Annotated in this window: 16 protein-coding genes; all 16 read left to right on the top strand. The window is 67.2% G+C overall.

Annotated features, from left to right (window positions below):
* Positions 1–11 precede the first annotated feature (11 nt).
* A complete protein-coding gene (locus ABD53_RS16160; RefSeq protein ID WP_053058076.1) occupies positions 12–635 on the top strand; it encodes a cell division protein SepF in 624 nt (207 codons plus the stop codon).
* 48 nt (positions 636–683) lie between these two features.
* On the top strand, positions 684–1,472 hold the full coding sequence (gene proC / locus ABD53_RS13435) for a pyrroline-5-carboxylate reductase (protein ID WP_047866321.1): 789 nt from the start codon (positions 684–686) through the stop codon (positions 1,470–1,472).
* Positions 1,469–1,831, top strand: coding sequence for a YggT family protein (locus tag ABD53_RS13430; protein ID WP_047866320.1), 363 nt, complete (start codon positions 1,469–1,471; stop codon positions 1,829–1,831). The genes proC and ABD53_RS13430 overlap by 4 nt, the downstream gene beginning before the upstream one ends.
* Before the next feature lie 18 nt (positions 1,832–1,849).
* Positions 1,850–2,641, top strand: coding sequence for a DivIVA domain-containing protein (locus ABD53_RS13425; RefSeq protein WP_047866319.1), 792 nt, complete (start codon positions 1,850–1,852; stop codon positions 2,639–2,641).
* Between the two features lie 28 nt (positions 2,642–2,669).
* Entirely contained in the window at positions 2,670–2,951 is a 282-nt protein-coding gene (locus ABD53_RS13420; protein WP_053058075.1) for a DUF167 domain-containing protein, read from the top strand.
* Entirely contained in the window at positions 2,941–3,882 is a 942-nt protein-coding gene (locus tag ABD53_RS13415) for an RluA family pseudouridine synthase (protein WP_047866340.1), read from the top strand. The genes ABD53_RS13420 and ABD53_RS13415 overlap by 11 nt, the downstream gene beginning before the upstream one ends.
* A gap of 189 nt (positions 3,883–4,071) precedes the next feature.
* The gene (gene pyrR, locus ABD53_RS13410) at positions 4,072–4,620 is read left to right on the top strand and encodes a bifunctional pyr operon transcriptional regulator/uracil phosphoribosyltransferase PyrR (RefSeq protein WP_047866339.1); all 549 of its coding nucleotides are present in this window, start codon (positions 4,072–4,074) and stop codon (positions 4,618–4,620) included.
* Positions 4,610–5,539 carry an aspartate carbamoyltransferase catalytic subunit gene (locus ABD53_RS13405; RefSeq protein ID WP_047866318.1) on the top strand — a complete coding sequence of 310 codons (930 nt, stop codon included), beginning with the start codon at positions 4,610–4,612 and terminating at the stop codon, positions 5,537–5,539. The genes pyrR and ABD53_RS13405 overlap by 11 nt, the downstream gene beginning before the upstream one ends.
* Positions 5,539–6,855 (top strand): dihydroorotase, encoded by a 1,317-nt coding sequence (locus ABD53_RS13400; RefSeq protein WP_053058073.1) that lies wholly within the window; start codon positions 5,539–5,541, stop codon positions 6,853–6,855. Before ABD53_RS13405 ends, ABD53_RS13400 begins: the two co-directional genes overlap by 1 nt.
* Positions 6,839–7,954 carry a glutamine-hydrolyzing carbamoyl-phosphate synthase small subunit gene (gene carA / locus ABD53_RS13395; RefSeq protein ID WP_047866317.1) on the top strand — a complete coding sequence of 372 codons (1,116 nt, stop codon included), beginning with the start codon at positions 6,839–6,841 and terminating at the stop codon, positions 7,952–7,954. The genes ABD53_RS13400 and carA overlap by 17 nt, the downstream gene beginning before the upstream one ends.
* Before the next feature lie 20 nt (positions 7,955–7,974).
* Complete coding sequence (gene carB, locus ABD53_RS13390) at positions 7,975–11,187, top strand: carbamoyl-phosphate synthase large subunit (RefSeq protein WP_047866316.1); 3,213 nt, start codon at positions 7,975–7,977, stop codon at positions 11,185–11,187.
* Positions 11,188–11,201: 14 nt separating this feature from the next.
* Complete coding sequence (locus ABD53_RS16155; RefSeq protein ID WP_053058072.1) at positions 11,202–11,939, top strand: iron-sulfur cluster-binding protein; 738 nt, start codon at positions 11,202–11,204, stop codon at positions 11,937–11,939.
* Positions 11,933–12,850, top strand: a complete 918-nt coding sequence (locus ABD53_RS13380; protein ID WP_053058071.1) for a dihydroorotate dehydrogenase — start codon at positions 11,933–11,935, stop codon at positions 12,848–12,850. Before ABD53_RS16155 ends, ABD53_RS13380 begins: the two co-directional genes overlap by 7 nt.
* A 106-nt stretch (positions 12,851–12,956) precedes the next feature.
* Entirely contained in the window at positions 12,957–13,268 is a 312-nt protein-coding gene (gene mihF / locus ABD53_RS17050; RefSeq protein WP_047866315.1) for an integration host factor, actinobacterial type, read from the top strand.
* A gap of 44 nt (positions 13,269–13,312) precedes the next feature.
* Positions 13,313–13,939, top strand: coding sequence for a guanylate kinase (gmk, locus tag ABD53_RS13370; protein WP_047866335.1), 627 nt, complete (start codon positions 13,313–13,315; stop codon positions 13,937–13,939).
* On the top strand, positions 13,923–14,396 hold the full coding sequence (rpoZ, locus tag ABD53_RS16685) for a DNA-directed RNA polymerase subunit omega (protein WP_084709672.1): 474 nt from the start codon (positions 13,923–13,925) through the stop codon (positions 14,394–14,396). Before gmk ends, rpoZ begins: the two co-directional genes overlap by 17 nt.
* Positions 14,397–14,402: the final 6 nt, after the last annotated feature.

The following is a 14,402-nucleotide window of genomic DNA, read 5'->3' as shown; positions in this document are numbered from 1 at the left end:
GAGGAGGCAGGATGGGAGTTAAGGACAGCCTGGACCGCATGGCGGCCTGGTTCGGATTCGGCACCGAGGACGAGTACTACGACGACGAGTACGAGGACGAGCGCGCGGAGGATCGCCAGGGAGAGCGTTACCGGGACCGCCGCGGCGGGGAGCTCGCCGCCACGGGGGCCGCGGGTTCCACGGGGGCTGCGGGCGCCGGAGACGGCTCAGAGGGTCCCAGGCGCTACGGCCGCCAGGATCGCTCCTCCGCCTTCGGGACCTCTCTGGGAGACCTGTTCGGCAGCGAGCCCCCGGCCAGGGAGCGCGGCGGCAGTCAGGGACAGCACCTGAGAGCCGTGCCGGACAACAACAGCACGCCCGCGAAGGTAAGCGTGCTGGAGCCGGCCGCGTTCAACGACGCGCAGGCGCTGGCCGACCGCTTCAAGCGCCAGCAGCCGGTGATCCTGAACCTCCAGAACGTGGACGTCGAGCTTTCGCGCCGGATGGTGGACTTCTGTTCCGGGCTCACCTACGCGCTCGACGGCCAGATCCAGAGCGTCGCCAACCGGGTCTTTCTTCTGACGCCGCGCAACGTCGAGGTCAGCGCCGAGGAGCGCAAGCGGCTGGCGGAGCGGGCGTTTTTTAATCAGCTCTAGCAGAGAGGCGGCAGCAACCTAGAAGTAATCTAGCAGCAGAGGAGCCGCATGAAGGTAGGCTTGATAGGCGCGGGAAAGCTGGGTGGATCGCTCCTCGCGAGGCTCTCGGACTCCAGGGAGTTCGACATCGCGTTGAGCGACGTACACCCGGAGCAGCTTGGCTATTACTCCGAGAAGTACGGGCTCCACACTACCTCCTCCAACCGGGAGCTCGTCGCCGAGAGCGACCTGACGATAATAGCGGTCAAGCCCTGGAACGTCGGGGAGGTGCTCGATGAGATCTCACCCGAGATACAGGGCACCGACAAGGCGGTGGCGAGCGTGGCCGCCGGTGTCACCCTGGACACCATATCCGGGAGGCTGCCCGAAGGTACGGCGGTACTGCGGATCATGCCCAACGTCTGTGCCTCGGTCGGGCTCGGCTCCGCCGTGGTAACGGCGAACGAGGCCGGACAGGATACTCTCCCGGCGGTGCTGGAGATCTTCCGCTCCGTCGGCGAGGCGGTGGAGCTGCCCGAAAGTCTCTTCGACGCCGCGACCGCGCTGCACGGCTCCGGCCCGGCCTACGTCGCCCTGTTCGCCGATGCCCTGGTGCAGGCTGGGGTGCGCGAGGGGATTCCGCGCGACGTGGCCCGGAAGCTCGTGACCGGCACGCTGCAGGGCACGGCGGTGATGCTCAAAGACAGCAGCCCGCACCAGGTCAGGGACGAGGTGATGACCCCCGGCGGCACGACCGCCGCCGCGTTCGTGGCGATGGAACGCTCCGGGTTCGCCGGGGCCGTCTACGACGGGGTACGCTCGGCGACGGATCAGGCCCGGGAGATGGGTAAGTCTTGAGCGCGGCGAGTCCCGTCGGCCTGGCTCTGCAGGGAGAGCCGATATTCGGCTTCAGCATAGCCGGGCTGCTGGCCGGGATAGTGCAGTACGGCTTCTACATAATGATGGGCCTGCTCATCATCTGGATCATCTTTGGCTGGATCGGCTACCCCTCGAACGACGCGCTGCAGCGCCTGCACGACTTCGTTACCAGCATGATCAACCCGCTCGTGATGCCGATCCGCAGCCGGATACCACCACTCAGGCTCGGCGGCATGGGGTTGGATCTCTCACCGATTATTCTCGTGATCGGACTCCTGATCCTGCGCAGCCTGCTGAACACGATCATCGGGCTCTTCATAGCTCCGGTGACGGGATAGAGGAAACCGGGTAGGGCGTTGGAACCCGACGAACTTCGCTACAAGGAGTTCAGGCGTAGCGTCCGGGGCTACAGCCCGGACGAGGTGGACGACCTACTCGACGCCGTCGCCGACGAGCTGGACGCTGTCCGTGGCGAGCAGGCCCGGCTCACGGCGGAGCTGGACGAGGCGCGGGCCACGATACAGCAGTACGAGAGCCTGGAGGGCTCGATCCGGGCCACCCTCGTACAGGCCGAGAAGGCCGCGAGCGACTACCAGGAGGCCGCCCGGCGCGAGGCCGAGGTCATCATCCACGACGCGGAGACGAGTGCCCGCGAGAGGCTCGCTGACTCCTCGGACAAGGTCGAACGAGTCCACAGTTCCTACGAGGCTCTGCGCGAAACCAGGAGTAGGTTAGATACCGAGCTTCGGCAACTCCTGGAAGGATACCTGCAGAGCCTCGACGACTCGAATGCCTCCGTCGCCCGTGAGATCGAGGTCCCCCTCGAAGAGAGCCTCGACACAGAGGCCATAACCGAGGCCCGCGAGGCCGCCGATCAGGAGCGTCAAGAGCAGCGGCAGGGGACCGAGCAGGTAGAGACCGAGAGAGAAGCCGGGCAGGAGCCACGGTCCCAAAGCAGCGACGAGACCGCCGAGGAAGTAGGTGAGGCTGGAGACTCCGGTGACGGGTCCAGTAAGGCCCGGGAGCCCGGTCTGGAGGAGGGTGTTGAAGAAGGCCCTCGGGCAGAGGAGCCAGGGGATGGAGCAGATACCCTGAGTGAGGAGAACGGCGATCCCCGTCGCGGCCGTTTTCTGCGCCGGCGTGGCTAGAGGGTGCCTGAGTGAGTGCGGTGAAGGCGTGAAGATCTCTCTCCGCGTCTCGCCCGGGGCCAAAAAGCCCGGGATAAAAGGGTTCTACGGCGAGCGGGCCGTAAAGCTCTCCGTGGCGGCCCCGCCAGAAGGGGGCCGGGCGAACGCCGAGGCCGAGAGGCTTCTGGCGGCGGCTTTTCGCGTAAGCGACTCCGGGGTAGAGGTGATCCGCGGCGCTTCTAGCCGCGACAAGGTTGCGCTCGTGAGGGACGTGTCCCGGGAGCAGGTGTACGAGGCGCTAGATAACGTCCTCGGTGGAAATGGTGGATAGAGACTCCTCCGTCAGGGAGGAGTTCGACGTATCCCGGGAGATGGGCGGTGAGCGGCTGGATCGGCTCGTCTCGCTCGGAACCGGAATGAGCCGGAGCGCGGCCCGCCGCGCCGTGGAGGAGGGGCTGGTCGAGGCCGGGGGCGAGCGGCGGACGTCGCCGTCTTACCGGGTTGGTTCCGGGGAGACCGTGGTAGTGGAGACCACCGCCGAGCCGGGCGTGCAGGCGGAGGAGATCCCGGTCCCCGTGGTCTACGAGGACGCTCACCTGCTAGTGGTGGACAAGCCCGCCGGGCTCGTGGTGCATCCCGGGGCCGGGAACCCGTCCGGCACGCTGGTGAACGCCCTCGTCTCGCGCGGCATAATTGGCGGAGATGACCCGGTGCGTCCCGGCGTCGTGCACCGCCTCGACCGCGATACCTCCGGGCTCCTGGCGTTGTCGAAGAGCGAAGAGGCCTACGGCGGGCTCGTGGAGCAGCTCTCCGAGCGTAGCGTGGGACGTATCTACCGGGCCGTGGTGCTGGGCTCCGGGCTGCCGCGCACGGGGACGGTGGACTCTCCGGTCGGCCGTCACCCGGAGAACCCCACGCTAATGGCCGCCGGACTGGGCAAGAAGGCCGTGACCCATTTTCAGACGCTCGCCGCCGTCTCCGGGGATAAAGGTGAGGATAAAGGCGGGTACACGATGCTCCGGGTGCGGCTGGAGACCGGGAGGACGCACCAGATCCGGGTCCACCTCGCGGCCATAGGGCACCCGGTGTACGCAGACCCTCTGTACGGGACCCGCGTCGGTGGGGCTAGAGGCGCGCGCCTCTGGCTCCACGCCGAGAGCCTGAGTTTCATCCACCCGGTCACCGGAGAGCCTCTGGAATTCGAGGCCGGGATACCCTGGGACCTTCTCGCGTCCGCCTCCGGCCTCGGGTTCGAGACTTGAACTTTCCCGGCGGCTCTAGTAGCGTATCCCGAGCTTAACGAGCTAAAGCAGAGTTCTGGATCATCCGCCGGGTCATCTGGAACTTCACAAACCTTTAATCGCGTCCCGCGAGGCGCAAAGGAGGACAGAGGCTTGAACAGCCGTTTCGGAGCCGGAGAGGCGCGTGGGCTGGAGCGCGAAAGCTCCACGGTGTCCACGGTGCTGAACCCGGACAACGTCAGCCGCTCCCTGCGGCGTATCTCGCACGAGATCCTGGAGCGCAACGCCTCCAACCTGGATAACCTGGCGCTGGTCGGCGTGCTGACGCGCGGCGCCCCGCTGGCGTACCGGATCGCCCACAACGTCCGCCACTTCGAGGGGCTGGACGTGCCGGTGGGCTCTCTCGACATCACCCTGCACCGCGACGACCTGGGCTCCGATGAGGCGGATCAGGGGACGGAACGGGAGGCGGAGCTTCTCGGGTCGGACGTGCCCTTCGACGTCGAGGGCCGGAACGTCGTGCTGGTGGACGACGTGCTCTTTACCGGCCGCACCTCACGGGCCGCGATGGAGGCCCTGCTGGAGCTCGGCCGCCCGGCGGCGATACAGCTCGCCATCCTCGTGGACCGCGGTCACCGGGAGCTACCCGTCAGGGCCGACTACGTCGGAAAGAACATCCCGACCGCCCGCGGTGAACGGGTGCTCGTAAGGCTCTCCGAAACCGACGGAGAGGATGGGGTGATCCGGGTTGCAGAGTAGAGAGTGCCGGGATCTCATCTCCCTGCAAAACGTCTCCCTCGGAGAGTTGCAGGAGATCATAGAGCGAGCCCGGGAGCACGCGGCGGGCGACGTACATTTCGGGCTCGCGGGACACACCGTGTGCCTGGCATTCTTCGAGTCTTCGACCCGCACGGCATCCTCCTTCGAGCTGGCCGCCCGCCGCGCCGGGGCCGACGTGGTCTCGATCTCCGGCGAGGGCTCCTCGCTCTCAAAGGGCGAGTCCCTGATAGACACCGTGGTAACCCTCGATAGGCTCGGGGCCGACGCCATCGTGCTGCGCCATCCGGCGGCGGGCGCGGCCTCCCTCGCCGCCCGCTACGCCGAGGCCCCGGTCGTGAACGCCGGGGACGGCCGCGGACAGCACCCGACGCAGGCCCTGCTTGACCTGTACGCTCTGGCCGAAGCCGGGGGCGGCTTCGAGGAGCTTGAGGGCCGCCGGGCGGCTATAGTCGGCGACGTGCTGCACAGCCGGGTGGCGCGGAGCGTGATCCCGGCCTTCAAGGCCGCCGGTATGGAGGTTGCTCTCGCCGGGCCGCGCACGCTGCTGCCGGAGGATGCGGCCGGTATCTGGGGCTGCCCGGTGCTCGGCTCGGTGGATGAGGCGCTGGCCTGGGGCGCGGATACCCTGTACGCGCTGCGCCTGCAACGGGAGCGCATGGCCTCGGCCGAGGTCCCATCCGTCGCGGAGTACGCCGCTTCGTTCGGGGTCAGGCGTGAGCATCTGATAGGCGGAGTACGCTTGCTGCATCCGGGGCCGGTGAACCGGGGCGTTGAGGTCGCCGGTGACGTGGTGCTCGACGAGCGGTCCCTGATCCGCGAGCAGGTGGCCGCCGGCATCCACGTCCGCTCCGCGGTGCTGGAGATGTACAGCGGAGCCCGCAGGGAGGCGGCGGCCTGATGACGCCGGAAGCTACAGAGGCCATGCCAGAGACCGTGATCCGGGGCGCCCGCGTCCTCGACCCTTCTCAAGAACTCGACGGCTATCTGGATGTGCGGATCTCAGGGGGGTACATTGCGGAGGTGGGGGAGAATCTGCGCGGCGTGCGCGAGATAGACGCCGGCGGTCTCCACCTTTTTCCCGGGTTCGTGGACGTCCACGCCCACTGGCGCACGCCGGGCCGCGAGGAAGAGGAGAGCATAGAGACCGGCTCCGCCGCCGCGGCCGCCGGGGGATTCACCGGCGTTATGATGATGCCGAACACCGACCCCGTGGTGGACCGGCCCGTGGTGGTCGAGGGCCTGGCCCGGTGCATCGAGCGCGAGTCCCGGGTGCGGACCTACATAAGCGCCGCGCTGCACGTCGGGCTCGCCGGAGAGCGTCTGACCGAGATGCGGCTCTTAAAGGAGGCCGGCGCGGTCTGCGTCTCGGACGACGGGCTGGGGACCGCCTCGGCGGGGATACTGCGCAGCGGTATGCTCTACGCCGCCGATGCAGGGCTGCCGGTTTTGCTGCACTGCGAGGATCACACGCTGGCCACCGGCGTCGTCCACGACGGAGCGGCGGCCGCGCTGGCCGGTATCCCCGGGAGCCCGGCGAGCGCCGAGGACGCCGCCACGGCCACGGCGCTCGTGCTAGCGCGGGAGACCGGGGCGCGGGTACACATTACCCACGTCTCGACGGAGCTATCCGCGGCGCTCGTGGGCTTCTTCAAGCGGGGCGGCCCTAACGTTACCGGGGATACCACGCCGCACCACCTGACGCTCACGGACGGGCTCGTCTCCACGCTCGAAGGCCGGTTCCGGGTAAACCCGCCGCTCAGGCCGGACGGGGACAGGTTCGGTGTGGGGGCCGCGCTCGGGGATGGTATCCTCGACTTCGTGGCGACCGATCACGCGCCGCACGCTCCGGAGGAGAAGGATCTCCCCTTCGAGGAGTCCGCGCCCGGTTTCCTGGGTCACGAGACGGCGTTCGCCGCCATCTACACGGACCTGGTGGAGGGTGGAAAGTTGCCGCTGTCCCGGCTGGTCGAGGCCATGAGCACGGCCCCGGGAGGCTGGCTAACGGGTGGGCACGGCATCTATCCCGGCGCGCCGGCGGATCTCACGCTCGTGGATCTCTCCGAGGAGTGGACCGTCGGCCGGGAGAGTCTGGTCAGCCGGTCGTCCAATAGTCCATACCTCGGGCGCAGGCTAAGGGGCCGGGTCGTGGGCACGATGGTCGGCGGCGAGCTGGTACATGACAGAATGGGAGTGAGGCTTGGAGAGAGGACGTAGACGGGCGAGGCTCGTCCTGGAAGACGGAGCTTCTTACGACGGCTGGACCTTCGCGGGAGAGGGTGAGGTGGCCGGCGAGGTGGTCTTTACCACCAGCATGGTCGGCTACCAGGAGACCGTGACCGACCCGTCGTACCGGGGTCAGATCGTGCTTTTCACCTACCCCCTAATAGGGAACTACGGCGTGATCTCCGGCGACGACGAGTCCCCCGGCGTGCAGGCCGCCGGCGTCCTCGTACGCGAGTACACCCCACACCACAGCAACTGGGCCAGCGGGGGCGGCCTGTCCGCCGCGCTGGAAGAGAGCGGCGTGATCGGCGTCGAGGGTCTGGACACCCGCGCTCTTACCCGGCACCTGCGCGACAAGGGCGCGATGCGCGGCGTCATCTCCACCGAGGAGACAGACGTAAACAGGCTAAAGGAGAAGGCCAACTCCCACCCCGAGATGTCCGGCCTCGACCTCGCCTCCGGCGGTACGGAGCTCGCCGGGCCCACGCTTTTCCCGGCCTTTGGCGAGGAGCGTTGCCGGGTCGCCGCGCTGGACTACGGGGTGAAGGGCTCCATCTACAGGGAGCTCCGCAGCCGGGGCGTCTCCGTCGTTGCGATCCCGGGCAGCGCCGAGGCGGAAGAGGTGATGGCTCAGGAACCGGACGGGCTCTTCCTGTCCAATGGTCCCGGAGACCCGGCGGTCCTGCAGCGGGCGGTCGGCACGCTGGAGAGCCTCATAGGCAGGCTGCCGGTCTTCGGCATCTGTCTCGGACATCAACTCTTGGGTTTAGCTTTAGGGTGTGAGACCTACAAGATGCCGTTCGGCCACCACGGTGCGAACCACCCGGTGAGGAATCTGAGAACCGGGAGGATCGAGATCACGAGTCAGAACCACGGCTTCGCCATAGATGAGGACAGCCTGCCCGGGAGCGTGGAGCTCACCCACCGCAACCTGTACGACGGCACCGTCGAGGGCGTGGCGGACCGCGAGCGCCGGGCGTGGAGCGTGCAGTACCACCCAGAGTCTAGCCCCGGCCCGCAGGACTCCGGCTACCTCTTCGACGAGTTCGTGGAGACGTTGACCGGCGAGACCAACCCGGTAGCGGTCTAGGAAGGTACAGGTAGCAGGAGTTGCCCCGCCGCGACGACATTGAGACGATACTAATAGTGGGCTCCGGTCCGATAGTCATAGGCCAGGCCGCCGAGTTCGACTACTCCGGCACCCAGGCGTGCCGGGCCCTGCGCGAGGAAGGGTACCGGGTGATCCTGGTCAACTCGAACCCCGCGACCATAATGACCGACCCCGAGATCGCCGACGTAACCTACGTCGAGCCGCTAACGGCCGGTACGGTGGCCGAAATCATCCGCCGCGAGCAGCCCGATGCCCTGCTCCCGACCCTCGGCGGCCAGACCGCGCTCAACCTGTCGATCGAGCTCTACGAGTCCGAGGTGCTTCAAGAGCACGGGGTAGAGTTGCTCGGAGCTTCCGTGGACTCTATCCAGAAGGCCGAGGACCGGAGGCTGTTTCACGAGGCGATGGACCGCATCGGCCTCGCCGTGCCGGAGAGCCGCACGGTGCGTCACGTCGAGGAGGCCGAGGAGCTGGTGAAGACGGCGGGGTTTCCCCTGATCATCCGTCCGAGCTTCACCCTCGGCGGCAAGGGCGGGGCCACCGCCCACGACATGGACGAGCTGCGACGCACCGTGGCCGAAGGGCTCGACGCCAGCCCAGTAAACAGCGTGCTCGTGGAGAAGTCCGTCGCCGGGTGGAAAGAATTCGAGCTCGAGGTGATGCGCGACGCCGCCGACAACGTGGTGATCGTGTGCTCCATAGAGAACCTGGACCCGATGGGCGTCCACACCGGGGACTCCATCACCGTCGCCCCCTCACAGACCCTCTCCGACAAGCAGTACCAGATGCTCCGCACCGCCTCTGCACGCATAATACGTGAGATCGGGGTCTCGACGGGGGGCTCGAACGTGCAGTTCGCCGTGGACCCAGAGAGCGACGGGTTCTACGTGATCGAGATGAACCCCCGCGTATCGCGCTCCAGCGCGCTGGCGAGCAAGGCGACCGGCTTTCCCATAGCCAAGATCGCGGCAAAGCTCGCGGTCGGGTACACGCTGGATGAGATCCCGAACGATATTACCGGCGCTACCCCGGCCTCCTTCGAGCCCGCGCTGGACTACATAGTCACCAAGATCCCACGCTTCGCCTTCGAAAAGTTCCCCGCCGCCACCCCGAGCCTGACAACCAAGATGCAGTCCGTCGGCGAGGTCATGGCTATAGGCCGCACCTTCACCGAAAGCCTCCTGAAGGCTATGGCTTCACTTGAGGTTGACCCACAGGACGTCCTGCCTATCCTGGACGAGCCGAACCCGTACAGGATCTTCGCGGTATTCGAGGCTTTACGCAGCGGGATGGACATCCGGGAGATCTTCTCCCGCACCCACATAGATCCGTTCTTCATAGCCTCCATAGCCCGGATCGTGGCTGCCGAGGATTCGATTTCGGGAGCTCCGGGCGAGGTTCCCACGGCAGAGGAGCTTCACGAGGCGAAGCGCACCGGACTGCCCGACGAGGCTCTGGCCGCGACGTACGGCGGCTCGCGGGAGGTGGCGCGCGGGGTGCGGCAGGCGCTCGGGATCAGGCCCACCTACAAGGCGGTGGATACCTGCGCCGGAGAGTTCCCGGCCCGCACCCCATATTTCTACTCCACCTACGAGGTCGAGGACGAGGTGGAGCGCGGTGGTAACCCCTCCGTCGTGGTGCTCGGCAGCGGTCCCAACCGTATCGGGCAGGGCGTGGAGTTCGACTACGCCTGCGTCCACGCCAGCTACGCACTCTCGGATGCCGGGTACGACTCGGTAATGGTCAACTCCAATCCCGAGACGGTCTCCACCGACTACGACACCTCCACCCGGCTATACTTCGAGCCACTCACGGCGGAGTATGTCCTGGACGTGTTGCGCCGCGAGGAGCCGGAGGGCGTGATCCTGCAGTTCGGCGGCCAGAGCCCGCTCAAGCTGGCTCGCGAGCTGGAGGAGAGCGGGGTCAGGATACTCGGCACCTCTCCAGAGGCCATAGACCTCGCCGAGGACCGCTCGCGTTTTGGCAGGCTGCTCTCGGACCTCGGTATCCCGCAGCCCCGCTTCGGCACCGCGACCACCGCCGAGGAGGCCCGCGAGGTCGCGCACGGTATCGGGTACCCTGTCGTCGTCCGGCCCTCGTACGTGCTCGGCGGCCGCCGCATGGAGATCGTGTACTCCGACGAGGACCTCGACCTGTACTTGAAGACGAGTGTTGCGACGAGCCCGGAGCATCCGATCCTGATAGATAAGTTCATGGAGGATCACGTCGAGGTGGACGTGGACGCGGTCTCCGACGGAGATGACGTGTACGTCGGCGGCATCATGGAGCACGTGGAGGAGGCCGGGGTACATTCGGGTGACTCCTCATGTGTGATGCCCCCGATCACGGTCCCGCGCGCGCTGGTAGAGAAGATACAGGACTACACCCGGCGTCTGGCGCGCGGCGTGGGGGTGGTTGGTTTGATGAACATCCAGTTCGTGGTGCGCGGCGAGGAGGTCATGGTCATCGAGTGCAACCCCCGGGCCTCGCGCACGGTGCCCTACGTCTCCAAGGCCACCGGCGTGCCGCTCGCGAAGCTGGCGACGCGGGTGCTGGTGGGCGAGAGGCTGCGGGACCTAGTGCCGCTGGAGGTAGAGGACTGGCGCGAGCGTACGGAGGGGCACTTTAGCGTAAAGGCCCCGGTGTTCCCGTTCGACAGGTTCTCGGGGGTGGACACGCTGCTCGGGCCGGAGATGCGCTCGACGGGCGAGGCGATGGGCATAGACCGTACGTTCGGCGGAGCGTTCGCAAAGGCTCTGACCGCCGCCGGTCAGACGCTGCCGGTCGGTGGGCGGGTGTACATATCCGTCGCAAACCGCGAGAAACGGGCCGTGGTGCTCATAGCGCGGGCTTTCGCGGACCTCGGGTTCGAGCTCGCCGCAAGCGAGGGGACGGCGGAGGTACTGTCGAACAACGGGCTACCGGTGCAGGTGGTGCCCAAGATCGGGGAATCGGAGAGCCAAGCTGGGGACGGCCAGGATGTGCTGGCCATGATCGAGGACGGCTGGGTGGACCTGATCCTGAACACGCCCTGGGGCCGCGGAGCCCGCACGGACGGGTATCTGATCCGGCGCAAGGCTCTCGCCCACGGCGTGCCGTGCATCACCACGCTGGCCGCCGCCTCCGCCGCGGTCCAGGGGATAGAGTCCAAGATCCGGGGCGAAACCCGCCGCGTCGAGCCGTTGCAGAGCCTGTACGCGGCTCGTATCTGAGGCTGAACTCTAGGTTGAATCTACGTCCTGTAAAGGTTCTGGAACGTGAGACCATCGGCGGTCATGCGCTGCTCCGGTACGAGTGGTCCGGTCGTAAGCCAGAGCCGGGGCAGTTCGTCGGCGTCAAGGCCGGTACGGCTTCCGATCCCTTCCTGCCGAGGCCGTTTTTCGTCCACGACGCCGAGGAGGGAGAGATCTCTCTACTCTTCAAGGTGCGGGGCCGGGGCACGGAGTCCATTCTCTACGGCGGCGAACAACTTCTCGTGAGCGACCCGCGAGGCCGAGGGTTCGAGCTGGAGTCGGCCTCCGAATCCGGCAGGGCAGCGCTGGTGGGTGGCGGGGTCTGGGTGGCGCCGCTCAGGTTCCTCGGTCGGCGTCTCGGGGAGCACGGGGTAGACCATAGCGTGTATCTCGAAGCGCCGCCGGAAGCCTCAGAGGAGTACCTCTCGTGGCTGCGGCTGGCCCATCCCGGGGCCGAGGTAGTATCCACCGACGGCTCGCCCGGGGCTTTTGGGGCCTCTCTGGAGGGGCTCGCCGGGTGCGGAGAGGTGTACGTGAGCGGGGACCGGGATACCCTCCGCCGCGTCGGCCGGGACCGGCCCGACGCGCAACTGGCGTTGAGGGAGCGGATGGCCTGTATGGACGGCTCCTGCTACGGCTGCGTCGTGCCCGCCGTCGTGGGCGGGGGAGTGTCCTATAAAAGAGTGTGCGTGGACGGGCCCGTGTTTATAGCCTGGGATCTGGCTTGGTAGAAGAGGTAGACGAGGTAGGCGGCGTGGATGTCTCCGTTGAGCTGTGCGGGATGCGGCTCGCTACACCGCTCATGCCCGCCGCCGGCACGCTGGCAGCCGAGGCCGTTGCCGAGCGCGGGACCGGGGCGTACGGCGCTCTGCTACCAAAGACCGTCACCTCCTCGCCGAGATCCGGCAACCCGCCGCCCCGCATCTCCGAGACGGCCTCCGGGATGGTCAACTCCATCGGGCTCCAGAACCCGGGTGTGGAGAGCTTCCTGGACGAGCTGGATGCGTTCGGAGACAGGCTCCCGCTACTGCTCTCCGTCGCGGGGGATACGCCCGAAGATTTTGCCTCGCTCTGCGGGAGGCTGGCCGATGACGACCGCGTAGCCGGGGTGGAGCTGAACCTCTCGTGCCCGAACGTCGAGCATTCCGGAGCGCGCTCCGGGGCGACCTTCTGCTCCGAACCGGACTCCGTGAGAACGGTCGTCGCCGCCTGCCGGGAGACGCTGCTGGGGAAGCCTCTGATCGCGAAGCTCGCCTGCGAGAAGGCCGCGGAGAACGCGGCCGCCGCCGAGGGCTCCGGGGCCGACGCGCTTACCATCTCCAACACCATCCAGGCCCTGACTGTAGACGCCCGGAGCCGCCGGGTCGTCGTCCGGGGTGGTCTCTCGGGGCCCGCCATGAAGCCGGTAGCCCTGCGCGCCGTGTACGAGGCGTACCGCGTCGCCGGCATACCGATAGTCGGCTGCGGCGGCGTCGCGACCGGTGAGGACGCTGTGGAGTTCATGCTCGCCGGCGCAACCGCCGTCCAGGTCGGCTCCTCTGCCTTCTCCCGCCAGCCCCGGGAGATACTGCGAGAGCTGGAGGGTTACCTTGAAGAGGCCGGGCTGTCCGCCCGCGGCCTCACCGGGCTCTTGCATCGCTAGAGGCCGCCGAGACTCGTGAAACGCCAATGAATCCCCCGCGGATCGTCCCGAAAGAGCGGCAAATGACGGTATTACGGATCACAACCGATGTTATACTAGCGGGTCCATGCTGAGGAGAGCACCAGAGAGAACCAGCCAGGAACGTTGGACGGCCCTGCAGGAGGCAAACCGAGTCCGGTTCGCCCGGGCCGACGCCAAGCGAGCCCTAAAGAGCGGAGAGCTGAGCCTCTACGACCTGCTCATGGACCCTTCCGAGGAGCTAAAGGGGGCCAAGGTAGAGGAGATGCTATTGGCCGTGCGCGGGATGGGCCGGATAAAGGTCAATCGTGTGCTGCGGGAGGCCGGGGTAAGCCGCTCCAAGACGCTGGTAGGCCTCACCCACGGCCAGCGGGACCGGCTCCTGGAGGTGCTCCCCTGAGCGCGCCCGGCGGACAGAGTGGAGGGGCGGACCCGGGGAGATCAATAGGTTCAAGGGGATCGAGAGGTAGGCTGGTAGTCGTCTCGGGGCCCAGCGGGGCTGGCAAGTCCACCCTGATAAGGGACGCGCTGGAGAACGTGCCCGGGCTGGCCTATTCCGTCTCGGCGACGACCCGGGCTCCCCGGGAGGGCGAGGTAGACGGCGAGGACTACATCTTCCTCTCTCGGGAGACGTTCGAGCGTTGGATCTCCGAGGGGCGCTTTCTGGAGTGGGCCGAGTACTCGGGTAACCTGTACGGTACGCCGGAGCATCCGGTGGAAGACTTCATGGACCGCGGGCTCTCCGTGATACTCGAGATAGAGCTACAGGGCGCGCGGGAGGTGCGCGAGAAGCGTCCCGACGCCACCATGATCTTCGTGCGCGCCCCCTCCCTCGACGAGACGCGCCGCAGGCTCGAAGGCCGGGCCACCGAGACCACCGAGGCCATGCACGATCGCATGGAGACGGCGGTCAGGGAGGTCTCGGCCAGCGGGGAGTTCGATCTGGAACTCATCAACGGCGACCGCGAGACCGCCCGCCAGAGTATGCTGGATCTAATGCACGGCATCGTACGGAGTTCGAGAGACACCTCAAACACTTCAAAAGGAGATAGCAATGCTGAACGAGCTTAAGATAGACGAGCTTCTGAGTAAGGTGGACTCCCGCTACGGGCTGGTACTCGCCAGCGCCCGGCGCGCGCGGCAGATCAACGAGTACGCCGCAACCCTGGGCCTCAACGAGTCTCTGGGCATACCCGGCCCCCAGGTTCACACCCGTTCACAGCACCCCCTGAGCATAGCTTTAGAGGAGCTCCGCGAAGACCGGCTCAACATAGGCCTCAAGAGCCGCCCCGGACCGGAGTACGCCCCCGCACCGGAGGAGGAGGACACCGCCGACCCGGTGGCCGAGGAGGCGGCCGGGGAAGGCATCCTCACCGACGAGGACCCCCAGGCCAAGGCTCCCGAAGAAGCCGACGAGGAGCTGAACAGCGACCGGGGCGTAACCGAGAGCCCGGAAGAGGGAGGCTCGGAAGACGAGGGCTCCGACGCCTCGTCCGAGGGTGAGGACGAGGGGCCGGGCGCGGCCTAGCCAGAA

Origin of the sequence: Rubrobacter aplysinae (genome assembly GCF_001029505.1) — a bacterium.
Lineage (GTDB): Bacteria > Actinomycetota > Rubrobacteria > Rubrobacterales > Rubrobacteraceae > Rubrobacter_A > Rubrobacter_A aplysinae.
Note: the sequence above shows the minus strand (reverse complement) of the source record. Positions and strands in the feature narration are given on the sequence as shown.

Bases quoted from the DNA above. Each gene is read 5' to 3' on its own strand.
- ABD53_RS16160 (WP_053058076.1), top strand. From the start codon at position 12: ATGGGAGTTAAGGACAGCCTGGACCGCATGGCGGCCTGGTTCGGATTC.
- ABD53_RS13400 (WP_053058073.1), top strand. From the start codon at position 5,539: ATGACGCCGGAAGCTACAGAGGCCATGCCAGAGACCGTGATCCGGGGC.
- proC (WP_047866321.1), top strand. From the start codon at position 684: ATGAAGGTAGGCTTGATAGGCGCGGGAAAGCTGGGTGGATCGCTCCTC.
- mihF (WP_047866315.1), top strand. From the start codon at position 12,957: ATGCTGAGGAGAGCACCAGAGAGAACCAGCCAGGAACGTTGGACGGCC.
- ABD53_RS13415 (WP_047866340.1), top strand. From the start codon at position 2,941: ATGGTGGATAGAGACTCCTCCGTCAGGGAGGAGTTCGACGTATCCCGG.
- rpoZ (WP_084709672.1), top strand. From the start codon at position 13,923: ATGCTGAACGAGCTTAAGATAGACGAGCTTCTGAGTAAGGTGGACTCC.